Source organism: Leptospira koniambonensis (assembly GCF_004769555.1).
GTDB lineage: Bacteria > Spirochaetota > Leptospiria > Leptospirales > Leptospiraceae > Leptospira_B > Leptospira_B koniambonensis.
Genome location: NZ_RQFY01000004.1, coordinates 1,738,908 through 1,762,498 on the forward strand (window position 1 = coordinate 1,738,908; position 23,591 = coordinate 1,762,498).

The window sequence follows — 23,591 nt, forward strand, 5'->3', positions numbered from 1 at the left end:
ACAAACTGATCCTGGCCTTCTGCACTATGTATCAATTCAAATCATAACGGACGAATACATTGAACATTGTCTGCATTGCAAGTTGAGGACCGTTCAAATGTTGGTGAAAAGGTTTTCCTGCTTCAAAACCGAATCGAATTCTTTCTTCTAAAAGGAAATTCATACCGACTAACGCATCTGTACGATGGCCACCTTGTCGATTCGGATCGTTTTGAGGATCCATTTTCGGATCCAATGAACCATCTTGCCCTTTTATATTATCCCAATTAACAGATTGCACTCGAATGGAAACGCTTGCCCAAGGAAATAAAGAATATGCGATCCAGGAACTGAGTTCATAAACATTTCCGAAACGATATTGGTTTTGATTTTTGGAGCTGCGTAGATTTGCGTTGGCTCCTAATCCCCAAGAAAATCGATCTGATTTTCCTGAATATCCGATTCCTGGTAAATAATTGATCGTTCCTGTTCCAGGTTGCATATTATAAGGGACTTTTTGATTTCCCATCATCGGCATCCAATCTCTTTCGTCTATGGACCCGGTAGGAAGAGAGAGCCCAAAATTCAGAAAGATTTCGTGATCATTCCTTTTTAGAATACGATGAGCTGCAGAAAAAGAAATATCTCCTACACCTCCAGATTTCATTGCAGAGGAATCAAAATTGCTAGTCTCCATCGTCATTTGATTTTTTATGACTGGGACCATGAACATGATCATAGTGTCATCTGAAACTCCATACATAGCGCTTGTCATATAAGATTCCATTAACATGGATTTAGGAACCGACATATAACGATACCCGTTGACGGAAGTTTGAGGAATATTTGGCCCTCCCGTTAACAAACTTCCGGTGGGCATGGAAACACTTGGATCGAATTGAGGAAACCATAAAGCCTCGTAGGTCCCCATAGATTTGTTTCCGTTTCGTAATCCCGACATTTGCATTCCCATATAACGAAAATCTAAAACCCAAGAACCTTTTTTGTGAACATGAGGAAACATTAGGCCTGCTGGGGAAATTTGATCCGCTCTTAACTCATGTTGATGGGCTTGGTCGTTGGATTCTTTGTGGTGATGTGCGTGAGGATCTACCTCTTTAGCCGCTTTAGGAATATCGATCTCATTCGAACTAATATTATGAAAAGAAAATATAATAAAAATGACTATTATGGAAATGCGATACTTCATGATTCCCTCCGAGTATCTGGATCAAAAAAGAGGGCCGCTAAGCGGCCCCAGTGGAATGATCAGTCGACTTGGGACAAAATCGATCCGATCGTAAAAGACGTTAGTTTTGCCCCATTCAAGATGAAACCTATCCTGTTTCCGGAATAGACAGGCACACTCATCATCTGCATGATAGGGAACATCATCATTGAATTTCGTTCCGATTGGGACACTTTTGAGCAAGCTTTCGGCCATGCATTGATCCATTGCTCCGAATTTGTATATTGGAAATCGATGCAGTACGTATAATTCGTATCAGAAGATAAGGCTGCTGTTCCCTTACTTACCAGTTCAAAGTTTCCTGACATATCTGAATAGAATTGCTCTTTACTGGAATTTGTTAGCCGAAATGCAGGACCAGAGATTGGAGTTCCGGAACCATAAACATAAGCTGTTAGGCTTCCACCGGATTCTAAGGAGAAGGAAACTTCTAAATTTGTTCCTCCGCTTGAGTTAGGAAGAACAACATTTCCCAAACTATAAAATATTGAGTCAGAGGAATTGCCACTTAATCCTTTTTCCAGCTGAGAAGTATTGCCGGTAAATTCCAAACTTTCTAAATCATTCGGAGAACAGTTTTGGATGTCGTATCTTGTGCGCCTAGCATGCACATAAGAGAGAGAATTCGAGATCGGAGTTAAACTTTGAATGGAACATCCTTCCCTGGCTGCGACTCCGAGAACGAGGGTTTGCATAAGCTGTTGTTCTGAAGAAGTTCCGTTTGAAAGAGAACCCAACTGGGAGCAGTCGAAATGAAAGAATGCGAGAATGATCGCAGTTGTTGAAATATAGCGAGATAGCATATTTACTTTCCTTTATATTATGAATATACATATAAGATTCTTCCAAAACAGAATAGGCAATCTTGGAAGACGATACGATTAAGCTAAGGAAAGATGTTTAGGAGGGCGTTTTAGTTTTCGGTTATAAGCTTTTGACAATTCTCCGAAATATACGTCCTTCATTTTACAAGTAGATTCAAGAGTAGGGATAATATTTATGTAAGGAGCGATTAGATAATAGGAAAAAATCCTGATTTGAGAGAAGAGCCTATCTGAATTCTCTTTTTTACATCCACATTCATGCGTGGTTATTTCCGGATTAGAATGGCAGTTCGGACGTTCTTGTTTTCCATAGTGAGTTGATTTTACTAGTTCCGTTTTCGTGCTGAAAAAATTATCTTCCTTACTTGGGTGAGTTTCTCTGTTTGAATTATGATTACAGTGGCAGATGGAATTTCCTAAAAACAATTTTTCGAATACGATTCCTTCCGCAGGAACAAGCAAGCGTGGAAAAAAGATCAGAGTTAAAAACCAAGTTGTAATCGTTTTCATCTCGAAAGACTCTAACGAACTAAGTTTAACTCCGTATGAGCATAAAACGCATTGATCACGATCAATTTAATAGACTGAAACGCTTTGATATGATTTTGATTTATCTCAAGATTTGGATTCTTTTTTAAGGAGAAGGATTGTATTCTTAAGTTGGCCGAGGATTTTTCCGAACGGTAAAAAGTAGATCTTCAGTATATTACGGAAATTGGAATTTTCTTCTTCCTCTAAACCGAAAACTGTACGTTCTGCTTCTCCTTCTTCTGGAATATAAAGACTTCCGAAAAGAATGTCCCAAAAAGCAAAGGATACGCCTATGTTTTTGTTCTGAAGATCAATATCCGTGCTATGGTGGATTTGGTGTTGGGCTGGGCTTAATAGTATTTTACTTAACCATCTAGGAAATCGAAGACCTATATGGGAATGTCTTAAATTCGCATATAGATTAAATACAAATATTCCTGCATTCACACCTAAGAAAGACAACATATTGATCCCGTTTGGAAATAGAAAGACTGCGATCCCAGTTATGATCCCAGAACAAATAGCTCCTAATGAATTCACTAAGATCGCTTCCACAGGATGTACTCTATAGACTGTGAGGGGATTTAACACTTTTGCAGAATGGTGTAACTTATGGAACTCCCAGAGAAACGTTTTATGAAGAAGCCAATGAGCAAAAAATCTACCAAAATCATTTGCGAGCCAAAATAAGACCGAATAAACAAAAATAAAGAATGTTTGAGAAGAGAAAGAATAATTAGTCTGCCCGAATATTTTAACTAAAGATCCGCTGAGGAGACTAGATACACTTGCCCCTGATATAACGAAATAACTGAAGAATAGTGCGAATAAGAAAGTGTTTATTAAATAATATTTATAATCTAATAGTGCAGATTCATGAAGCCAGATCTTCTTAGATACGTTTTCGCGAAAATAATTCTTGGAACTAAATCCTTTTTCCTTCCATCCTCTCCATACAATTAATAGAAGAGTGATCAGGATCGAACTTAGAATATAGAACCAATAGATCTTTACGGAAGGCAAAAATATAATCCGTATCGGACTAAGAAGAGAACGAAAAATTTCCGTGAAATATGCCTGCATAAAGCCCGATTTGAATTCTCCTTATGGGAAAGGAGTCGGTCAAATCTAAATTTTGGAAGGAAAAGCTGAAAAATCTCAGGAACTGGCGAATCTTCTTGGACTTATTAGAATTTCAGAATATTGAATTGCGAATATTAGAAATGCGCTTATCCAGAATATTGCAGAAAATAGATAAGCTTCTCTATATTTATTTAATAATGGAAGGAACACTCTGGCGATAACCGCTAAGTTTATCAAGATATAACCGAATACGATCGATTTAGAAGCTCTAATTGGTCTACCTGTATGCCCAAGAGAGATTCTTGTAATCATACCATAAATGAATACTCCTATCCCTCCTACAGTAAAGATATGAAAGGCGGAAGAAGTAGGAAAAAATCCTAAATGAGAAAGTCCATACGCTAAAAATCCGGTACATAGCCAGAAATAACCTGAATGTAAGATCCAAAGGATAGCTACCTTTCTGGATTTCCATGGTTCCCAGAAAAGCCAACGAGAATAGTTTAACATTCCGAAAGCAAGACAATATAATCCTGCAAATGGAACGATCGATGGAAACCAGAAGGCGCAAGCTTCTATTGTTAAGAATAGAAATCCTCCATATCTTATCAAACTTTCTAATTTAAGAAATCGTTTTGGATTTGAGCCCGGAATAGCTGCTGAAGAGAAGAAGGGCATAATCCTTCCCCCAATCAAGATCACAAATTGAAGTATTATGAAAAGAGAAAGATGAATGAAATGTAAGCTCCATCCTTCCGGAAAAATATTTAGAAATGAAAATGCAGTCAGAATATGAAGTAAAAACAAAAGGAAATAAGTTACCACAACAACTCGATTATGCTCTTGGCCTTTCGTGAATAAAGGAGGCGCTAGATAGAAGAGAACCAGTAGATCACAATACAGATCCGCAGTAAGTGCGATATAGGAAAGATATGGATTTGATAAGAATCCGAATCTACCTAATAACCAAAGTCCGAATAGAAGTGCTAAATATCCTTCTTTAGCCAAAACTTTTTTTGTCCAATTTTGACCTGCAGTAAAAAGGAATCCTATAATTATTCCACGTCCAAAACCGAAGACCATCTCGTAAGAATGTATCTGAATTCCTCCAGTTAGAAATGGAGAAGGAATGATTGAAAATAGGATCAAGATCCAGATAAGAACTGCGAATATAGCATGAAATGAACTAAATAAAAAAAATGGACGAAAGGCAACCGACCAAATTGCAGAACGAAAATTTAGAAATGATTTCATCCTCTCTATTATAAGAAAGGAACCTTCTTTTGTCTTTGATCTGGATCAAAGAGTAGAGATCAATCTCTATATGCCGTCAGTGCAGCTGATACCTGTATTGGAAGTGCTCGAATAATATGCTTTGGTCTGAAATTCAAAGTTCGAGGAGTCGATTCGTTCAAATCTAGTACATTTTTTTAATACAGTGAGTCCTGGGTTTCTTTGTGCACAAGTCTGAGTGGCATTCCAAACGCCTTGGAAAGTTGCACATTCTGCTGTATTCATAGCAGTGCCTGAGCTAAAATCTAAACAGCCTAGACTTTCAAAGAAAGAACCTATATAATTGCAACTTCCTCCTCCTGACACATGTGTATTCCTCGCTTGGATGGAAAACGAAATAGGGTATGAGCCGGAGGAGTCTGAAGCTAAAATTTCGTAATTTCCAATTGTTTGAGGATAATATGCGGAACCCTTTGATCGAATAGAACTTCCGGAAGAAACACTTGTGTAATTCATCCGATTCGATCCGTTAGTACCTGGTGGATAAAGAGAAACATTGCTGAGCATATCTCCAGTTGAGATGCCTATTATAAAATCTTTATACGTCGATTCTACATTCAATTTAAAGAGTTTTTCATCTGATGAAGAAGTTATCGTTGCGTTCAAAACGGAGCCATTCATTACCAATGTGGAAGCAGTTGCATGAGTAATTACACTTTCTAATGGTTTCGACTTGGCTACTGTTTGGCCATTCCCAAACATCCTAAGGGAAAAGTTATAATTTCCGTAAGGCCAAGAAGTAGAATTAAAGTAGCTCGTAAAATTTCCTAGATCTTGTATTAACCATGGATCGTTAGATGTATCCAATATCGATTCGCAATATTCCATGCAATTATTAAGATCAGTAAGATAAAATTCAATTGGCCCCATCCATTCTCCGCTGCCTACCCGAGTAATCTTATAATTAACTGTAATTAAATCTCCAGGCTTATAATTTTCAGGACTGATAGAAAGAATTTCGATCTTTGGAGCTTCTGCCGGGATTATTTCGTCTTGGTCACCACCTAGAGAGACTCCAGAGATAGCAGCAAGTGTAGTAAGCTGCTTCTGTTGAGGATCGCCGGAAGATTGGAAGCAGGATGTGAATATTACAAAAAAGAATGTAAAAGAGATTAGAAGATGATACATTATCCGAAATTCCGACAAGCCTTCTTTTTAATAGCTAATAATATAGAATTTTTAGGGTATTATACGGACAACAAAATTAAAATTTGAAAGGATCGCAATATAGCCCAAATAGGCTATGACCTTTTTTTCTTGATCTTCTTCTCTTTACAATGAGAATCGTTCTCCTTGTTTCTTTTAGGACAAGAATGGTGAGTTTGATCATAGATGGATTTTGAAACTAGGGGAATTGTATATCTATGGAATGGTCGTGTGATGTTTGCAACAAATTCAATGCAGACAGATTTCCATACTCATTATGCAGCCACTTTGGCTATCTCTTTAAAAGATAATATCCATATAGAAACTGAAAAAGGAAAAGAAGAATATCGTGTGGCCTTGGTCGGGCCAAATACATATCATAAAACTGTTTCTCCCGGAGTAGAGATGATTGCTTTGCTCATAGATCCGGAAACCTACGAATATTCATCCATCTCAGAGTTCGCAAAAGTAGGAGAAGTGAAGAAGTTAGATATTTCTCCTTTCTTACCTCTGGTCGAAAAGTTATGGGAATTATATTACGGAAAATTAAACGATGAAGAAGCCTGGGAATTACATTTAGATCTACTTAGGTCTATTTATCCTTTTCAAAAATTGGAAAAGGTAATGGATGAAAGGATCATTCAGATCGCTAATATGATCCGTAAGGAAATGCCTGATAGTATTCGAATGAAGGAGATCGGTAAAAATTTTTCTGTATCAGAAGACAGGCTTATTCGTCTTTTCAAAGAAAATCTTGGGATACCAATGCGTAGATATTTATTATGGGTCCGTATCTTAGAAGCAGCAAAACTTTTGAAAGAAGGAAAGAGCCTTACAGAAGCGGCACATTCTGCAGGTTTCTCCGACTCAGCTCATTTTACTAGAACCTTTAAGGAGAATTTTGGATTTGTTCCTTCTCTATTTTTCGGGCATCTAAAAGCGATTGAAGTTCGGTTTTGTGAATCAGGTGATTTGATCTAATAAAAATCCTACTAATACCGGAATCATTCAAGCAGAAGTTTCCACTCTCTGTTACTCTTCTTTCTATCCGAGCTTAGAGAAACTATATGCCATTAGAAAGAAAAAGAGGATTATTATCCAAACTTTCCTCCAAAATTTCCAGATACACTTCCAAATCTATCCACATTCCTACCCAAGAAGAAAAGGAAGGATTTTTAAAAGCACAAAGATTGGCCTACCAATGTGTTACCGAGACAGAAAAGGAAATACAAGAAGGTTGGACCGAAAAACAAGCAGTGAAACGAATGGAAACATTCTTAAAAGATCATGGAGTCAAAGTGTTCCTACATCGTCCTTTTGCATGGTTTGGAGAACACGCAAGATTTGATGGTTACAAAAGATTCACTCAATTTCATCCGAGCAAAAGAAGATTACAAGCAAACGAATCTTTCATCTTAGATGTGTCTCCCGTTGTGGATGGTTATATTGGTGATATAGGATATTCTTCTTCCTTGAATAAAAATCCTGAATTGGATAATGGAATGAGATATCTATTAAAACTTAGATCAGAACTTCCTAAACTATTTTCTTCTTCTATGAGTTCTTCTGAAATTTGGCATAAGATAGATCAGGACTCAAAACAAAATGGATTTGATAATGTCCATGCGTTGTATCCATTTGCAGTGCTTGGGCATAGAGTGTATAAAGTTCATTTACCTAATATTTCTTTTCCAATATTGCCTGTTAGTTTTGCAAGTTGGTTCAGTCTGCAAGGATCTTTTGAGTTTTTAAGCCATAAGGTGCTACCAGAACTTCTGACTCCGGATCATGAGGGAGATAGGACTGGTCTTTGGGCGATAGAACCCCATTTAGGAAGAGGAAAAACTGGTTTTAAATTCGAAGAGATCCTTGTAGTAGAAAAGGATAAGGCGTATTGGTTGGACGAAGAAGTTCCTCATGTAAAAAAATACAGTAAATTATTGGAAGCAGTATGAAGTTTAATCATAAAATCATAATATTCATAATTATCTCCATCACTATCTCGTGCGGGCCATCCCAAATTAAAATAGGGGAGCCTTATAAATTAGGAGAAGTACCTGCTTCCATTTTAGAAGTCCAGGACAAGCAGGATCCATTTACAACTAACCTAAAAGTGGAGATGACTGATTTACCTGGTCATGATGATCTAATATTTGATCCTTCTAAAGGATTTGGATATGCTTCCGGAATGGATGGTTGGATCTGGAGACTAAATTTTAAAACTGGAAAAGCAGAGCAATGGGTAAAGCCACCAGTTAATCCTGCCGGAATGCAATATTCGAGTAAGGCTAAGAATAAAATTTTAGTGTGTGCTTCCAGACTCGGGGGAGAAATCTACGAGGAAAAAAATAGAGTAGGACTTTACGAAGTAGATATTGAAACTAAAAAGGTAGATCCAATCATTTTAGATCTTCCTAAATTAAAAAAAGAAGAATTGGAAAAAGTATATTCTTTTTCTGAGATGCATGGTGTAAGTCTTCAAGATCTAAACTCTTCTAATTCGAGACCATTTTCTTTATGTAATGATCTGGCAGCATCCGAAGATGGAAATCGTATCTATATAACGGAACCTTTCGAAAGGGTTGATGCGGCTATGGGCAGTGGTGCAGTGCCTGAAGCAATTGGTCTTTATCCTCATGGAAAACTTTGGATGTTGGATCGACACAAGAATACTATCTCACTTGTGTTAACTGGTTTTACATTTGTGGATGGGATACTTCTAGAAAAAAGCCCAGATGGAAAAGAAGAGTCGGTTGTATTTACTGAAACCACTAAGTTTAGGATCATTAGAGCCTTTTTATCTGGAAAAGATCAAGGAAGTTCAGAAGTGCTATTTGAAAATCTGCCCGGTCTCGCTGATGGACTGGAACGAGATGATAAAGGAAGGATCTGGACTGGAATTATCAAAAAAAGATCTGGGCTTGTCAATTTTATCCATAAGAATCCTTGGCTTAAGAAAGTAATCTTATCGTTGCCTCAAAAGATCCTGCCTATTTCTCATAATACAGGAATACTTGTAATCGATCCGAGTGGCAAGAAACCTCTCTATTATTCGATGCATGATGGTTCTAAGATTAAGGACATCTCTGTTTCAGTTCCGTTCGAAGACAGGGTCTATTTTCCTTCTTTCGACAAAACTTCCAGAGGTTTGTATTCTTTGCCTGTATCTTCTTTGAAAATTAAAGAATTCTAATGAACTTCCACTGCAAGTAGAGTAACATCATCCTGGAATCCTCTCGGGCCTACAAAAATTTGTAGTTCCGAGATCAAATCTTCTGCCACTTCCTGGATGCCTGTGTTCCTGCTCAAAATAGATAGAACCCGATTCTCTCCAAATTCCTTTTTCTCTTGGTCGAATTCTTCAAAAATACCATCCGAAAAGAAAAAGATCCTGTTTCCTGGAAGAAGAGGTACGGTCACATTTTTATAAGTAGCTTCCTTTTTAAGGCCTATAATTGGCCCTCTTGAATACAGATAATCTGCGCCTTCTTGTTTTTGTTTCAAAACTTGAGGAGGATGTCCCGCAGAAGAATAATACAGAACATTATTATTCAAATCTATATCAGCTAAAACCGCAGAGAATATGATATTAATACTTCTGTATTTCTGACAACAAGCTGCATTTAATAATTCTAATATTCGAGAAGGTTGGTCTTTGACGAACTTAATACTCTCAAATTCTGCCTTAATAGTCATTGTAAGAAGTGCCGCTTGTACACCATGTCCTGTCGCGTCCACTAAGAACAAACGGAAATAACCGGGTTCCAGTTCGAAAATATCATAGTAATCTCCTCCTATTTCTGACATAGGAAGATAGTATGGATGAATGGAAACGTTCTTACCATTTAGATTGAGAGTAGGTAAGGTTTTCTGCTGTAACTTTTTAGCGAGAGAAAGATCTCCTTTTAAAAGTTTCAAAGACTCATTTAGATTTTCCGTTCTTTCAACTACGATCTGTTCCAGATTTACATTTAGTTTTTTAAGTTCTACTCCCAGATCTTCCGCAAGCACAAATCCTTTGGAGAATCTATAGGCAAGTAATACACATTGAGAAAGAACAAGAGCTAAGACTCCATAATGGACCATATAGAAAGAATCTATAAACTTATTTAAATATAGAACATCATTTGCTACTGTGATCAGATTTACTACGAGGCTGAAAAAACAGATTCTGGCTCCTTCTACCCCTTTTATTGACATGAATGCTAATCTGAAAAATAAATAGGTCAAAATCCCAAGCATCATTACTTCTAAAGAATTAATGAAGATGGACATAGTGTATAATTTTGTAGGGAAGAAAGCGGCGGAGAAAACTAAAAGAAGACTTAAATAAAATATAATATTAAATACTTTATCCTTTCTGAATTGCTCCTTAAATATGGATTGTACATATAAAATTGTACCTGGCAGAAGTAAAAATAAGAATAGTATCTCTCCTCTTACTGAAAACTCATAGTTTCTGAAAATTGGGAATACATTATAAAAGATCCTTTCTCCATAAAAAGAAACTCTAAAAGCGATACACAAGCAGAGTAATGCAAAAAATAAGGCGGAAGGGTCCCTTCTTCTCATCAGATAAAAAGTAAAATGATATAATGACATCACAAACAAGGTCCCGAATGTGATAGAATCCAACATGGTGGCTCTTAGAGAAACTTGTTGTATATCGGTTATACTACCTAACTGGATTGGATTCCAGATCCCGGAGCCGTTCGAATATTTGAAATTCGAAACATGTATCACGATTTCCAACTCTGGTTTGTCTGATATAAAACTAAAGACCCCTGGTTTATAACCGGGAGAATATTCAGATTCTTCTTTCCCTACATTCCCTCCTTTCGAGATCTCTTTTCCATTCACAAATAAAACATAAGAGGAACTAATAGAAGAGATCTTAAGGCTGAGCTGAGTATTTGCTTCGGGTAATAATACTTTCGCCCTATAACTCGCAAAACCATAGCTCGGGTATTTATGAGTGACGTTACGTCCTTTGTCCCATTTTGCAGGCACTTTTAGATAAGAGATTGAGGATGATGGTTCTTTAGGTTTGGAATTGGGAAGAAGCTCATTCCAATAAAATTCCCATTCTCCATCTAGACTTATATTGCCATCTGTTTGGAAATTCCATTGCCTGAGGTCGAGGATGCCTTGTATGACTTTTGGGTTTTCTTTTCCTGGTTGGCAGCCTAAAAAAAAGAAGAATAGTATAGATCCTAAGAACCAATGCGGTATTCTATTCTTGCCCAAAATCCGGATCTTCCTGCTGAGAAATTTCAATAGGCTTATGTTCTGTGCAGATTTCTGATAGCTAAAAATACTCAGATCGGATTTTTTTTAGGAACGGAAACTCGGGTTAAACGACTCGTTTTTTCGTCGAATGCCAAATGCGATCCAGTATCTTAATTATAGAAGACAGGGAAGAAGAATATATATGGATCCGAACTCTACTCGGAGGTATCGAATCCTTTACTCCTAACTGTACCAGAGCTTTGGATTTTCAAGATGCCTTGGATAAGACCAAGACTGAATTTTTTGACGTTATATTATTCCAATTCAATTCCCAAAATAGTTTAGAAGTACTATCGAAGTCTCAGACTCTTCTTCCTTTAATTGCAATTGCAGAAAATCCAGAAAGCAAAGAAGTCCTTAAACATTCTAAGATCCATTTTGCAGATCTTTTGATTAAAGAAAATGTAAACGCTGATCTTTTGGATCGTTCCATAAGACTCGTATTACAAGCTAAGACAACAGAAGAAAATCTAAATCTTCTTAAGATAGGTATTGAGAGATCCAAAGATATTTTCCTGATCACAGAGGCTTCTCCTATAGATGATCCTGGACCAAAGATTGTATATGTAAACGGTGCATTTGAAAGGTTAACAGGTTATAAAAGAGAAGAAGTTTTAGGAAAAACTCCAAGGATTTTACAAGGCCCTAAAACAGATAGGGCAGTGTTAGATAGGATCCGAAAAGCAATCTCGAAAGCTAAACCTTGTTTTGAAGAGATCATCAATTACGATAAAGATGGAAACGAATATTGGATTGAGATGGATATCTTTCCAATCGTAAATGAGCAAGGCATCGTCACTCACTTGATGGGGATAGAAAGAGATATTACGGAAAGACGAAATACTGAAGAGAGAATTAGACATTCCCAAAAAATGGAAGCAGTGGGTCAACTCGCAGGAGGAATGGCTCATGACTTTAATAATTTATTAAATGTAATATTAGCAAATCTAGATCTTCTTGAAATGAAGTTGAAAGATTCTGAAGATCTGATGAAAAGGGTCCGCTCTGCGCAAGATGCAATTCAAAGAGGGGTTGAGATCAATAAAAGGCTTCTTGCCTTTTCCAGAAAGCAGGCCTTAAATCCTGAGTCATGTGACGTAAACCGGGTATTAAAGGATTTCATTCCTATTCTGGATCGGATCAGGACTGAAAAAATAGAAATAGAATACGAGCTCTCTGATGAGATATCGGTTTGCGACATAGAAAAGACCGGACTAGAGAATGCTATACTCAATCTTGCTTTAAATGCAAGGGATGCTATGCCCGAAGGCGGTAAAATATTTATTTCTACCGGTTTTGTGCATAACGGAGATACAAAAGGGCCTAAAATTTCGGGTTTAGAAGCAAAGGATTATTTTTTAGTCACGGTTACCGACACAGGGACAGGTATGGACGATGCCACTAAGGCTCGTATTTTTGATCCTTTTTTTTCGACCAAGGGTGGAGGAAAAGGAACCGGTTTGGGATTGACCATGGTTTACGGTTTTGTAAAACAATCGAACGGTTTTTTAAAAGTTATTACTGCGCCTGAATATGGTTCCAGTTTTCTAATATTCTTGCCGGCGCATGAGCAGGACAGAAGTGAACAGGTTCTCTCTACCAAAAAGAAAACTTTGGTAATGGAAGAAAATCGAGAAACTGCTGAATTAGCTTGTGTATACTTAAGGGAACTGGGTTACGAACCTCATGTGAGTTCGGATATGAAACGATTAGCAAAATTTTTCTCAGGCGATCCGGAGATCTCTTTCGTATTGTTGGACCTCCAACTAGCGGATTCTAAAGGGATAGATCTGAAAAAAGAACTGGAAAGATTTGGTTCCGGGAAAATAATCGCTACTTCTTCGGGCCGAGGTGAAAGTTTAGAACTTCCTAATACTGTTCCATTGGTCCGGAAACCATATACCAAGACATCATTGAAAGAAGCGGTTCGTAATATCGGAGAAACTCTTCCATGACGGATTCAAGAAATTCTAAAAAACTTCTGATCCTTGACGATGAAGAAGAGATCGCAAAGATCTTGGGAGAGATCGCAGTTGATTGTGGTTTCGAGGTTTCATTATCTCATACTGCTCCCGATTTTTTAGACAAAGTGGACCCAAGTTTTGATTGTGTGATCTTAGATCTCATGATCCCAGGTATGGATGGAGTGGACGTGATCCGCTTCTTGTCCGAGAAGGATGTTCATCCTGATGTAATATTGATCTCAGGAGCAGACAGAAGGACTCTTCATAGCGCGGAAACATTGGCCGGAGAATATGGATTGCATATTGCTGCGGTCATGGAAAAACCAATTCGAGTTTCTGATATCAGAAATACATTATCTGCGATCGCCGAAAAAGAATCAGATATTTCTTCTCGTACCAAATCAGGTGGAAAAGGAAATTTAGGTCCAACATTCGAAAAGGAAGAAGTTTTAGACGCAGTACGTTCCGATCAGTTCGTATTATTTTATCAGCCTAAGTTTGATCTAAAAACAGGCAGGGTAGAAGGTTTCGAGGCTTTAGTGAGATGGAACCATCCTAAACTAGGATTGGTATTTCCTGATTCGTTTCTACCTTTAATGGAGAAAGAAACGACCATCTTAAATCTAATGACTGAGAAAATTATAGATATAGCATTGGATGAGACAAGGATTTGGCATACAAATGGCCGTAAGCTACGTGTGGCGGTTAACGTGTCTCCTGTAACTTTGACAGAATTAGACTTTCCCGAAAGGATACTTGCTAAAATTAAAAATAAAGGAATTCCACAAAGCCAATTTCAAATGGAAATCACTGAGACTGGCTTTTTAGAGAACATTCGTTTTACTCAGGATATTTTAACTAGGCTCAGGATACGAGGAATAGGCCTATCTATTGATGATTTTGGCACAGGCTATTCTTCATTGAAACAATTGCATAGATTTCCTTTTACTGAAATGAAAATAGACAAGTCATTTGTTATGGATTCCCCAAGGGATAGAGAATCCTTGTTTATTTGTCAGGCATCTGTTGATTTAGGGCATAAGTTAGGAATGAATGTTGTCGCAGAAGGGATCGAGACGGCAGAAGTAGAAAGATTAATGAAAGAAGCAGGTTGCGATGTGGGGCAGGGTTATTATTATTCTAAACCTGTTCATCCCGAAAAAATCCCAGAAATTCTTTCCAAATTCGGTTAACAATAATACCCTAGGCAGAATGTCCTCGGGAAAGAGTAACAAACTATCGGAACAACAGGTTCCAGGCAAAATTCCCGAAACAAACCAAGAATCAAGTTTGGTATTCGATCATCCTGATGCATTTATATTTGCGGACCTAGAATGGAACCTAACGTACGTAAATGAAAAGGCAGAAGAGGTCTTACGTAGACCTAAAGAAAGCCTGATCGGCAAAAATATACTTACAGATTTTCCAAGAACATTCGGAACAGACTTCGAGATCCAATACAAAAAGGCAAAAGAAACGGGCGAGCCTTGCATATTCGAAACATTTTTCGAACCATTTAATTCATGGATAGAGGCTAGGATCTATCCTCGCCCAGATGGATTTTTAGTTTATTATCAGGACATTACCCAAAGGAAGAAGAAAGAAATTTCCTGGGCAATAGGAGAAAGTCTACTCTGGGACATCTCCACTTCAGATACTCTAAGTTCTGCATTTGAAAAAGTGCTCAAAACATTAGTTAAAAATACTGCATGGACCTATGGACAGATCTGGAGATCCAAAAACAATACTGTTTATATAAATGAAGAGGATCCGTATGTTTATGACTCAGATCTACAACTTCTATTCCGAAAAGAATCCATAAATAAATTTTTCAGTACCAAAGAAGGAATACTGAAGAAGGTAAGTGAATCGGGAGAATTACATTTTATACCGGACCTAGTAACTGATACGGAACTAAAAAGAAAAGATGCAGCTATCGCGGCAGGCTTCCGTTCTTGGATAGGAATACCTATACTTTCTCACGGAAGATTTTATGAGATAGAACTTCTTTCCGAAAGAGTTTTGAATCCAGAAGAAGCTTATTTGGATCTATTAGGGGTTGTTTCTAAAAGATTTGCAGAAATTGTAAGTAGAAGGGTAGCGGACGAAGAAAGAAAAGCACTGATAGAACTTTCTTCTGAGATTATTCTTAATGTAGATTCTAATTGTGTGATCCGAAGAGCAAATTCTGCTTTCCATAGAATTTTAGGTTATGAAAGAAAATATATCAAAAACAAAAGTTTGTTGGAATTCCTACATCCGGACGATGCAGAACTTACTAAACAAAAAATTTGCTCGGCCTCTAAAGAAGGATTCGAAAATCGTTATATAACTAAAGATGGAAAAGTTCGCCATATGAGCTGGAATACTGTCCGCCTTCCTGATTCTGAGACTATCTTCTGCATAGGAAGAGATATCACGGAAGAGAAAGAATGGAACGACTCTCTAAGACAACTCCAGAAGATGGATGCGGTAGGCCAACTCGCAGGAGGAATGGCCCATGATTTTAATAATCTTTTAAATATCATTTTGGCAAATTTGGATCTTTTAGAATTAAACCTAAGAGAAACGCCTGAACTTCTAAAAAGAGTATTCTCTGCGCAAGATGCGGTCAGAAGAGGTGCCGAGCTTAACAGAAGGTTACTCGCATTCTCTCGAAAACAAGCGTTAAATCCGGAGCAAGCAGATGTAAGTCATGTGATCTCTGATTTTGCAGATATACTTACAAGGATCCGGAACGATATAGTCAGTATAGAATTCTGTTTCGAAGAATTTCCAATGTTCTGTTCTTTTGAGAAGAATGGCCTGGAAAATGCTCTTCTAAATCTTTGTTTGAACTCAAGAGATGCGATGCCTATAGGGGGGAGGATTTTAGTAAGCACAGGATTTTCTCCTGCAGGAAAAGAGCATAGATCCATGATACCTGGATTTGTGGATATGGAAGATGCATGTATCATATCGATCCGAGATGAAGGCTCAGGAATGGACGCAGGAGTATTAGAAAGATTATTCGAACCATTTTTTACCACTAAACAATCCGGAAAAGGGACAGGTCTAGGAATGCCGATGGTTTACGGATTTGTAAAACAATCCAATGGGATGGTCCATGTGCATAGTGAGATCGGTAAGGGCACCTGTATTGAGATTTTCCTTCCCTTGAGTAGAAGTCCTGAAATTATCACTGAGAACCGAAATGAAAAAATTTTGGTATTAGAAAGAAATTTAAAGGGCCAAACCTACTTAGCTGCTCTATTAAAGAGATTAGGTTTTGAAATATTCCCTGTTTATAATCTGCAAGAAGCGAAAACTGTTTTAGAAAATTATCCAGAAATGTATGCGATGTTTGCAGAAGAAGAAATTTCGACTGAAAACTCTGGTTGGGAGAAATTCAAAAATAAAGATCGGATCATCGTAATTTCAGAATGGAATTCCAATACGGATTTTGACCCTTCTGTAAAAGTGCTTAAGAGGCCTTATACCTGGACTAAGTTGAAAAAATTACTTGGATAAAAATTTATCTGGATCTGTTCGAGAAAAAAGTTAATTTAAAGAAAATATAAAGTATTTTCACCCCTGCCTTAAAACTCCCGATCAAATTTCCGCTGATCTTAGATTTTCCACCTTTTCTTTTTCCATAATGAACAGGGATTTCCTGGATCTTGAATTTATTACGGATCGCCTTGATCTGCATTTCAAGGTTCCATCCCCAAGTAGGATCTTGTAGATCTAGATCCAGTAAAGATTGCCATCTTAAAACACGAAATGGTCCAAGATCAGTAAATTTTACTCCATAAAATATGCGGATCAAAAAGCAAGAAAGCCAATTGCCGAATATCTGTAAGAAGGACAAGGAACCTGGCTCTGCATTTCCTAAAGTTCTGGAACCGATCACAAAATTTGTGTTTGGATCTTTGGAGAATGCAGAGAATAGATCTTTTAGATTGTTGAGATCATCTGAACCATCTGCATCCATGAACACTATGAATTCGGGAGAAATTTTTCTTTCTTGAAGATAATGGATCCCAGCTAAACAGGCAGCACCATAACCTCTTTTTGGTTCTTGGACTAGAACCACTCCTGCATCGATTGCAATTTGAGGAGTTAAATCCTTGGATCCATTGTCTAAGATCAGAATTTGTCTAGGCAAGATCCCAAATCCAAAGAGAGAATCCAAAACTTTAGGTAAGGATTCTTCTTCGTTTAGGGCAGGGATCAAAAATCTAGAATTTGCCCAGGGAGCAGTCGACAAATGGATTATTCTCCTCTTCTATTTTTAGAGATCCTGAATAGTTCTTCAGGAGAATAGATCTTAGTCTTTCCAGAGTTCAGATCAATATCTTCTTTATGGACTATACTGGAAAAAGGATAAAAATTTTCTATCTCGGATATCTTTTTGCGAATATCTAAGTGAACATTTTCACTATTCTTTCTCATATGTTCTGCATTCGATTCTTTCAGTCTAGTATGATAAATTTCGAATACGATTTTAGACGCACCTTTTTCAATTCCAGTAAATTGGTCCTTCCAAACCTTGGTTTCTCCAGGAAGAATACGAGTATCTGCAACAAGTCTTGCCTTAGGATACCATTCCCACTCTTGTCCGAACTTGATCTCTTTGGCCGCCAAAGATTTACCTTTTGGATCCAATACGGAAATTTTCAGAAGTATAAACCTTTCAGGATCTCCTGTTGGAATATTATGAGCAGCTTTTTCATTCGTTAAAGAAACTAAATATTCTAGATCGTTTCCATTTTTCTTTAATTGGAGAGGTGCGATTTTTAAACCAGTCCTATATCCTCCAGGGATCTGTTTCTCATAGAGTTCGAATTTTTTAGGAACTCCTCCTCCGATAAAAGAATGTTTATGAGAAGTCCTGATTGGAGTGTTTAATTCTGGTTTTACTAGTTTACGTTGTAATTCTCCCATATGACAGGAACCACAGGCGATTTTTCCGTGTGAGTTCCCTTTTTGTTCCAACTCATTCCCTGTTTTGAAAGCGCATACCAATTGGTCGTCTAAAACATAATTTGCATTATGACAGTCTAGACATCTATTTCTCAATTTATCAGGATCAATCTTGATTGGATGAGGAGGTTTTGTTGTTCCGTTTGCACCCAATACATAAGAATTTCCCTGCTCGTCCAAACGAACATGGCATACTGCGCAAGTAACTCCTTCTGCTTTCATTTTAGGATCAAAGTTAGGATTTGGTTCTTCTATAGGAGTCCTATAATCTCCGTTATTTAGATAATTAACCAAAGTTTCTCTTTGGTTCGCAACTGGAGTATGGCAGTTTAAACAAAGCCATCTAGGAGAAGAAGACTTAGAAAGTTCAGATTGGAATTGAAGATCAGAAAGTGCGTTTGCATGAGTGGATGTTTTCCATTCTGCATAAATTTCGATATGACATCTTCCACAATTCTCCGCTCTGACCTCTCCCACTCCAGCAAGAGGAGGAAGATGTGGTAAAGGTTTGGACCAAGGAGCCTGAGAAAACACCTCGTCCACGGGGATCGGTTGATCTTTCGGTTTAGTAAAAATACAATAGAATAAACTAATGGCAAAGGATAAAGATATAACCGCTAATATTAAACTTCTTCTTTTATTTAAGAACATTATAAAAATATTATCTAGTTACTAGGGGATGGTTTTGATCCCCTTTAGAAGACCATTCCCACATAGATCCTGCATAATTTTTTGCATTATAACCCAGGGAAACTAGAACAGATGTCATCCATCCAGATCTAACTCCTCCAGTGCAATAAGAGATCACAGTTTTATCTTTGGAAATCCCTAATTCGTATAATTTAGAAACAATTTTAGACTCACTTAATAGATATCCGTCCTTATCCAAAAATTGTTTGTAATAGATCCATTTTGCTCCAGGAAGATGGCCTCCTCTAGATTCTCCGTAAGGAGTTTGTCCTAAAAATTCCCTTTCTTCTCTGGTATCTATAAAGGCGAATTTTTTATCAGAAAGTTCTGTTTGGACCAATTTTGAATCTGCAGACCAATTTTTATTCTCAGCAGCTGAAATATTTATTTTAGAAAGAATTTCTGGGCGATTAGAAACAGGAGAATTCGAAGCCTTCTGCAAAGCGTTAACCCCTCCATCTACTATGAATGATTTAGAAAAACCTAATGTACGTAAGGACCAAACGATTCTGCCTTCTTCTCCCCATCCTCCTGTAGGATCTCCGAATACCAATACGATCTTGCTTGTATCCAAACCTTTTTTACGCAGGAGTTCCTTCGCTTCCGATGCCTGGACTAAATTTCCCTGGTTAGGAAATTCTTTTTGAGAGATCTCCTGCCAACCTAATGGAACAGATTTGGAGAATGTGGATACTTTGATACCTTCTCTTGCATCTACGAATACTGCGCCTTGTCCGTGCAGGTATAATGCCTCGGGTGCGCTGATAAACCATCCTCTGACTCCGGAAAGTTTTTCGGAGGCGAAAAGGGAGGAAGAGATTAGAAAGACTAAGGCAAAAGAGATTATGAGTTTCATTTGGGCTAACTTGAGAGAGGTTTCAAAATTCGTCAATAAGTAATACAAAAAATCCTATATAGCAGAATATTTTTAATATTACAGACAATTGTCCAGGATTTTAATGGTATTTAACGATGAAAAGGAAAATGGACCTTGGAATTCAGAAGAAATAAAGAAAGAAGAAGCTACATTTTGAATTTCACGAATCTGCTTTGGATTCTGGCTTCTTTGGCTTACCTATCTATTTTTCTCTTCTGGGAGATGAAGAACCAAGGAAGAAGTTTAACTGGAAATTTATATATTCTAGGTTTTTGCGGATTAAGTGTTGTTTATGGATTTCTATATTTTACTAAAACTTTCGAAACATCGGGAAGATTAAGTTTTGTTTTAGGACTTATCCTTCGCGTGATCTTGATCTTTTTTACTCCTATCTTTGAAGATGATTGGGCACGTTATCTTTGGGATGGATGGATCAGTTCCGAAAAGGGAAGTCCTTATGGGATCACTCCAGAATCTTTTTTTGGAGAATTAGATCCTACTAGAACTGAAATACTTTCTAGGATCAATCATCCTGACTGGCCTACCATTTATGGACCAGTGCTTGAGATCTATTTTTATCTCATTCATATTCTATTCCCTTGGAAACTTTGGGCTCTCAAACTTTTTCTTTTGGTTCCGGACATTCTACTATTCTTCTTGATCAAGACCAAATACGGAGCTCGGTCTTCTTCTTTATACTTTTGGAATCCAATTCTGATCAAAGAAGTCTTTTTAAATTCTCATCCGGATATTATAGGGATTTTTCTATTGTTTTATTCTTTTTATCTAGCGGAGAAGTCTAGGTTTCGTTTGGCCTTCTTTATTTGGGGGCTCAGTTTAGCTGTAAAAGGATTCGGAGTTTTACTTTTTCCTTTCTTATTGAGATCATATCGGAACAAAGATCAGAATTGGAAAAATGCGGGGATAGATGCGACCTTTTCACTTTTAGGAATAGTATTAGCATATTCTCCTTTTCTATTCTTTTCCAAAGAAACTGATTTTACCGCTCTAACTAGATTTATAGGAAGTTTTACATTTTTTCCTTTAGGTTATCATATTCTTTATTCGTTCTTTGGAGAATTCTCTCGGGCTTTTTGGGCGATCCCTGCACTTATCACTATATTATTCTTTTTGAATGAAAAATACTCTTTGGGTTTGAGAGATGAGGAGAAGTTAGGGATTGTATTCTTCTTATTCTTCTACTTTTCGCCTGTTGTAAATGCTTGGTATTTACTTTGGATGTTCCCATTTTTGCTTACAGGACCCAGAGTCTTTTGGCCGTCTTGGATACTTTTGTTCTTGGGACAGATATCTTATTTAAACTACGCGAACCTGGGAGATTGGAAGTCCGTATTAGAAAAAGGTTATTATGCGCATCCTGAATGGCTCTTAACTTTGATCAGTTTAAGCTTCTTTCCGATTCTTCTTATCTGGTACAGGAACCGCTTTTCTTCTAAAATCACCAATTCCCTTGAAAAACCATCTCTTTTGAGCTAAATCAGATTTTTTTCTTTTTTGGAAGAATTTTGATTGTTATTTTGGATAGTATTTCCAATAAGTTGGATAAAATATTATTATAACTGTTCGGAATAAACATAATTCCGGTCCAGTGAGGAGAACCGAGTATGCCAACGATCGATCCGATTGAAAGAGGTCTGATCCAATCTATTGGGACCTTGGTTCGTAAGAGAAGACAAGAGTTAGGTCTTTCTCTTGGAAAGCTTGCAGAATTATCTCAGGTGAGTAGAGGAATGTTAAGCCTCGTGGAATCTGGAAAAGCTGCACCTTCTATCGCTTTATTATGGAAAATTTCAAAGGCAATCCGTTTGCCTTTGTCCAGTCTCATGGAATTTTCTAAGGAAGAGTTTCCTAAAATTTTCAGGAAAGAAGACTCCAGTGAAAATTCTGTAGAAGAGAATCAGTATGTGATCCGTCCTCTTCTTCATGAAGAAACTAGATTTCAAACTAGGCTATTTGAGATCAGACTTCTTTCTGGAGTTGCTAAAACTTTTATTACAAAAGTACAATCCAAACAAAGACAGAATTTGTTCCTACAATCTGGTGCGCTTCGTTTGAAAGTGGGTGGTAAATGGTTCGATTTGCAAGAAGGAGACAGTATGACCTTCTTAGGAAAGGATCTGCAAGAACTTGCAAATTTAGGGGAGAAGGACTCGTATCTGATCTGGTCATCCTCTCTTTCTGATGATTGAAATAGATCTGTATTTTGAGTTTTGTTAATTGCAATTCCTGAGGGTCTTTAGAGTATAATCCGGACTTTTCATCAAATGAAAAGTTTTTGGTTAGATGAAAGTTTTCGAGAAGATCCAAAAAAGTTTCTCCAAACGAAAAAAACTAATATTGTCCATTCTCATCGGACTTGTTTCTATTTTTTTCTTAAAGGAAGCTTCTTATTTTTTATACAAAACTTCTACTGAGTCTCAGGTAATCAATTCAGGGTTTTATTATCTTTCTAAGTCGGATCTTTCTAAAGAATACGATTCTGATTCTTTTTTATTTCCTTATCATTTAAGATTTTTCAAAATAGATCTTTCTCCGGAACAATTTAAAAGATATTGTAAGTTTTTATTATATATTATTTCCGCAGTTTTGATCTCGTACGCTTCCTATTTCAGAGGTGCCTTTACTGGGATATTTTTAGGTCTATTTTTACTTCTTTCTCCAATTTATCTGATCCAAGGCAGTTGGATCGGATTTCCGGACCATCTTACATTCTTCTGGTCTATATTGTTGATTTTGTTTTTAGATCTTAGGGAACAGGACAGGGAGAAGAAGGTTTATTTATACGTTCTATTCATCCTTTTTATTTTAGGATCTTGGACCCATTTTTATCAGTTCCTGATCATTTCCTTTTTAGTTTTGTTTTTGTATTTCTGGGAGAAGAAAGAGATCGATCGGGATATTCTGAAAATCTTTTTGGTCGGGATGTTTGTAGGGAGAGCTTCTTCTTTTCTGATCTTTTATCTGAATGGAATAGAATGGAACGAAAGAAGATTGGATACTGCCCAGTCTTTAGGTTTCTGGCGCTGGTATTCCATGCATAAGAAACATGTTCTTCTTACCTTATTATCTTTTTGGAACGGTTTGGTGTTCTTGTTCTTGGAAAATCTGATCCGTAAAAAGATCTCTCTATTGCTTATCTTTTTCGGAGTCTTGCTGATTACTTTTTTTACCGGGGACACGACTAGAGTGTTTTCTCACTTATTCTATCCGGCTTGGATAGCCCTCTGGCTCATCCGTTCTCGAAATGGATTTTCTAAGCAGGAAAAATGGATCTTAAGTCTGGGACTCGTCCTGGCATTGGCCTATCTTTTGGTTTTTGATCCTTTTTATAAATGGGGAGCGGATTTGATCTATCTGCGGGCACCGGTTTCTTTTTAAGAAAAATCACTTTATAAAAAGGTAATTTTTCTTTTTTGAATATTCCGCTTTAACGGAAAATAACGCCTCCTACGTTCACAAAAAACATTTTCTATAGTCATTTTGTTTCCGAATTTTTAGAGTTCGCTCCGTTTTGTTTAAAAAATTGTCCGCTCATGACAATATATTGTTCATTTAATTGGATAATATGTTCGTTATATTGAAATAAGCATGGTGAAAACAGAACCTTTTCTCGACTTTGTGCTTAGAGTCCGCAGTGGAATAAACATGAGGGAACCCCGACCGGACCAGCAAAGGAGAAT

General features: G+C 37.2%; 19 protein-coding genes. 9 read left to right on the forward strand and 10 right to left on the reverse strand.

Features of this window, described 5'->3' with window-relative positions; translation table 11 throughout:
• Window positions 1–31 precede the first annotated feature (31 nt).
• The 6 genes from EHQ52_RS12220 to EHQ52_RS12245 all read right to left on the reverse strand — a co-directional run bounded on the left by EHQ52_RS12220 (window position 32) and on the right by EHQ52_RS12245 (window position 6,087).
• Window positions 32–1,189: a transporter gene (locus EHQ52_RS12220; protein WP_135615421.1), complete on the reverse strand. Its 1,158-nt coding sequence runs from the start codon at window positions 1,187–1,189 to the stop codon at window positions 32–34.
• A 59-nt stretch (window positions 1,190–1,248) separates the two neighbouring features.
• Complete coding sequence (locus tag EHQ52_RS12225) at window positions 1,249–2,031, reverse strand: hypothetical protein (RefSeq protein WP_135615422.1); 783 nt, start codon at window positions 2,029–2,031, stop codon at window positions 1,249–1,251.
• 78 nt (window positions 2,032–2,109) lie between these two features.
• Window positions 2,110–2,562: an LIC_11090 family protein gene (locus EHQ52_RS12230; protein ID WP_135615423.1), complete on the reverse strand. Its 453-nt coding sequence runs from the start codon at window positions 2,560–2,562 to the stop codon at window positions 2,110–2,112.
• Between the two features lie 105 nt (window positions 2,563–2,667).
• Window positions 2,668–3,666 (reverse strand): sterol desaturase family protein, encoded by a 999-nt coding sequence (locus EHQ52_RS12235; RefSeq protein ID WP_135615424.1) that lies wholly within the window; start codon window positions 3,664–3,666, stop codon window positions 2,668–2,670.
• A gap of 75 nt (window positions 3,667–3,741) precedes the next feature.
• Entirely contained in the window at window positions 3,742–4,920 is a 1,179-nt protein-coding gene (locus EHQ52_RS12240; protein WP_135615425.1) for an NnrS family protein, read from the reverse strand.
• 66 nt (window positions 4,921–4,986) lie between these two features.
• Entirely contained in the window at window positions 4,987–6,087 is a 1,101-nt protein-coding gene (locus EHQ52_RS12245; RefSeq protein WP_135615426.1) for a hypothetical protein, read from the reverse strand.
• A 252-nt stretch (window positions 6,088–6,339) separates the two neighbouring features.
• On the opposite strand from EHQ52_RS12245, the gene EHQ52_RS12250 reads away from it, so the two are divergent.
• The 3 genes from EHQ52_RS12250 (at window position 6,340) to EHQ52_RS12260 (ending at window position 9,298) form a co-directional block, all read left to right on the forward strand.
• Window positions 6,340–7,086 carry a helix-turn-helix transcriptional regulator gene (locus EHQ52_RS12250; protein WP_135615723.1) on the forward strand — a complete coding sequence of 249 codons (747 nt, stop codon included), beginning with the start codon at window positions 6,340–6,342 and terminating at the stop codon, window positions 7,084–7,086.
• Window positions 7,087–7,172: 86 nt separating this feature from the next.
• A complete protein-coding gene (locus EHQ52_RS12255; RefSeq protein WP_135615427.1) occupies window positions 7,173–8,060 on the forward strand; it encodes a M24 family metallopeptidase in 888 nt (295 codons plus the stop codon).
• Window positions 8,057–9,298 (forward strand): SMP-30/gluconolactonase/LRE family protein, encoded by a 1,242-nt coding sequence (locus EHQ52_RS12260; RefSeq protein WP_135615428.1) that lies wholly within the window; start codon window positions 8,057–8,059, stop codon window positions 9,296–9,298. Before EHQ52_RS12255 ends, EHQ52_RS12260 begins: the two co-directional genes overlap by 4 nt.
• On the opposite strand, the gene EHQ52_RS12265 is transcribed toward EHQ52_RS12260, so the two are convergent.
• The gene (locus EHQ52_RS12265; protein ID WP_135615429.1) at window positions 9,295–11,352 is read right to left on the reverse strand and encodes a PP2C family protein-serine/threonine phosphatase; all 2,058 of its coding nucleotides are present in this window, start codon (window positions 11,350–11,352) and stop codon (window positions 9,295–9,297) included. The genes EHQ52_RS12260 and EHQ52_RS12265 overlap by 4 nt on opposite strands.
• 137 nt (window positions 11,353–11,489) lie before the next feature.
• Here EHQ52_RS12265 and EHQ52_RS12270 point away from each other — a divergent pair, with 137 nt between their 5' ends.
• The 3 genes from EHQ52_RS12270 to EHQ52_RS12280 are packed head-to-tail and all read left to right on the forward strand — an operon-like array spanning window position 11,490 to window position 16,868.
• Window positions 11,490–13,349 carry a PAS domain S-box protein gene (locus EHQ52_RS12270; RefSeq protein WP_135615430.1) on the forward strand — a complete coding sequence of 620 codons (1,860 nt, stop codon included), beginning with the start codon at window positions 11,490–11,492 and terminating at the stop codon, window positions 13,347–13,349.
• Window positions 13,346–14,551 carry an EAL domain-containing response regulator gene (locus EHQ52_RS12275; RefSeq protein WP_135615431.1) on the forward strand — a complete coding sequence of 402 codons (1,206 nt, stop codon included), beginning with the start codon at window positions 13,346–13,348 and terminating at the stop codon, window positions 14,549–14,551. Before EHQ52_RS12270 ends, EHQ52_RS12275 begins: the two co-directional genes overlap by 4 nt.
• Before the next feature lie 19 nt (window positions 14,552–14,570).
• Window positions 14,571–16,868 (forward strand): PAS domain S-box protein, encoded by a 2,298-nt coding sequence (locus EHQ52_RS12280; protein WP_135615432.1) that lies wholly within the window; start codon window positions 14,571–14,573, stop codon window positions 16,866–16,868.
• 4 nt (window positions 16,869–16,872) lie between these two features.
• Here the strand turns inward: EHQ52_RS12280 and EHQ52_RS12285 are convergent, their stop codons facing one another.
• The 3 genes from EHQ52_RS12285 to EHQ52_RS12295 are packed head-to-tail and all read right to left on the reverse strand — an operon-like array spanning window position 16,873 to window position 19,869.
• Window positions 16,873–17,607: a glycosyltransferase family 2 protein gene (locus tag EHQ52_RS12285; RefSeq protein ID WP_135615433.1), complete on the reverse strand. Its 735-nt coding sequence runs from the start codon at window positions 17,605–17,607 to the stop codon at window positions 16,873–16,875.
• A 5-nt stretch (window positions 17,608–17,612) separates the two neighbouring features.
• Window positions 17,613–18,974 carry a multiheme c-type cytochrome gene (locus EHQ52_RS12290; protein WP_135615434.1) on the reverse strand — a complete coding sequence of 454 codons (1,362 nt, stop codon included), beginning with the start codon at window positions 18,972–18,974 and terminating at the stop codon, window positions 17,613–17,615.
• Window positions 18,975–18,984: 10 nt separating this feature from the next.
• Entirely contained in the window at window positions 18,985–19,869 is an 885-nt protein-coding gene (locus tag EHQ52_RS12295) for a sulfurtransferase (RefSeq protein WP_135615435.1), read from the reverse strand.
• A 243-nt stretch (window positions 19,870–20,112) separates the two neighbouring features.
• Between EHQ52_RS12295 and EHQ52_RS12300 the strand changes: the two genes are divergently transcribed.
• The 3 genes from EHQ52_RS12300 (at window position 20,113) to EHQ52_RS20260 (ending at window position 23,289) form a co-directional block, all read left to right on the forward strand.
• Entirely contained in the window at window positions 20,113–21,387 is a 1,275-nt protein-coding gene (locus tag EHQ52_RS12300) for an MptA/MptB family glycosyltransferase (protein ID WP_244244854.1), read from the forward strand.
• 128 nt (window positions 21,388–21,515) lie between these two features.
• Window positions 21,516–22,100, forward strand: coding sequence for a helix-turn-helix domain-containing protein (locus tag EHQ52_RS12305; RefSeq protein WP_135615437.1), 585 nt, complete (start codon window positions 21,516–21,518; stop codon window positions 22,098–22,100).
• A 94-nt stretch (window positions 22,101–22,194) separates the two neighbouring features.
• Window positions 22,195–23,289 (forward strand): hypothetical protein, encoded by a 1,095-nt coding sequence (locus tag EHQ52_RS20260; RefSeq protein WP_244244855.1) that lies wholly within the window; start codon window positions 22,195–22,197, stop codon window positions 23,287–23,289.
• Window positions 23,290–23,591 lie beyond the last annotated feature (302 nt).

Excerpts from the sequence above, each read along its gene's own strand:
- EHQ52_RS12290 (WP_135615434.1), bottom strand. The coding sequence starts at position 18,974 with ATGTTCTTAAATAAAAGAAGAAGTTTAATATTAGCGGTTATATCTTTA.
- EHQ52_RS12300 (WP_244244854.1), top strand. The coding sequence starts at position 20,113 with ATGAAGAACCAAGGAAGAAGTTTAACTGGAAATTTATATATTCTAGGT.
- EHQ52_RS12245 (WP_135615426.1), bottom strand. The coding sequence starts at position 6,087 with ATGTATCATCTTCTAATCTCTTTTACATTCTTTTTTGTAATATTCACA.
- EHQ52_RS12225 (WP_135615422.1), bottom strand. The coding sequence starts at position 2,031 with ATGCTATCTCGCTATATTTCAACAACTGCGATCATTCTCGCATTCTTT.
- EHQ52_RS12270 (WP_135615430.1), top strand. The coding sequence starts at position 11,490 with ATGCGATCCAGTATCTTAATTATAGAAGACAGGGAAGAAGAATATATA.
- EHQ52_RS12230 (WP_135615423.1), bottom strand. The coding sequence starts at position 2,562 with ATGAAAACGATTACAACTTGGTTTTTAACTCTGATCTTTTTTCCACGC.
- EHQ52_RS12250 (WP_135615723.1), top strand. The coding sequence starts at position 6,340 with ATGTTTGCAACAAATTCAATGCAGACAGATTTCCATACTCATTATGCA.
- EHQ52_RS12260 (WP_135615428.1), top strand. The coding sequence starts at position 8,057 with ATGAAGTTTAATCATAAAATCATAATATTCATAATTATCTCCATCACT.
- EHQ52_RS12235 (WP_135615424.1), bottom strand. The coding sequence starts at position 3,666 with ATGCAGGCATATTTCACGGAAATTTTTCGTTCTCTTCTTAGTCCGATA.
- EHQ52_RS12240 (WP_135615425.1), bottom strand. The coding sequence starts at position 4,920 with ATGAAATCATTTCTAAATTTTCGTTCTGCAATTTGGTCGGTTGCCTTT.
- EHQ52_RS12275 (WP_135615431.1), top strand. The coding sequence starts at position 13,346 with ATGACGGATTCAAGAAATTCTAAAAAACTTCTGATCCTTGACGATGAA.
- EHQ52_RS12220 (WP_135615421.1), bottom strand. The coding sequence starts at position 1,189 with ATGAAGTATCGCATTTCCATAATAGTCATTTTTATTATATTTTCTTTT.
- EHQ52_RS12255 (WP_135615427.1), top strand. The coding sequence starts at position 7,173 with ATGCCATTAGAAAGAAAAAGAGGATTATTATCCAAACTTTCCTCCAAA.
- EHQ52_RS12280 (WP_135615432.1), top strand. The coding sequence starts at position 14,571 with ATGTCCTCGGGAAAGAGTAACAAACTATCGGAACAACAGGTTCCAGGC.
- EHQ52_RS12305 (WP_135615437.1), top strand. The coding sequence starts at position 21,516 with ATGCCAACGATCGATCCGATTGAAAGAGGTCTGATCCAATCTATTGGG.
- EHQ52_RS12295 (WP_135615435.1), bottom strand. The coding sequence starts at position 19,869 with ATGAAACTCATAATCTCTTTTGCCTTAGTCTTTCTAATCTCTTCCTCC.
- EHQ52_RS20260 (WP_244244855.1), top strand. The coding sequence starts at position 22,195 with ATGAAAGTTTTCGAGAAGATCCAAAAAAGTTTCTCCAAACGAAAAAAA.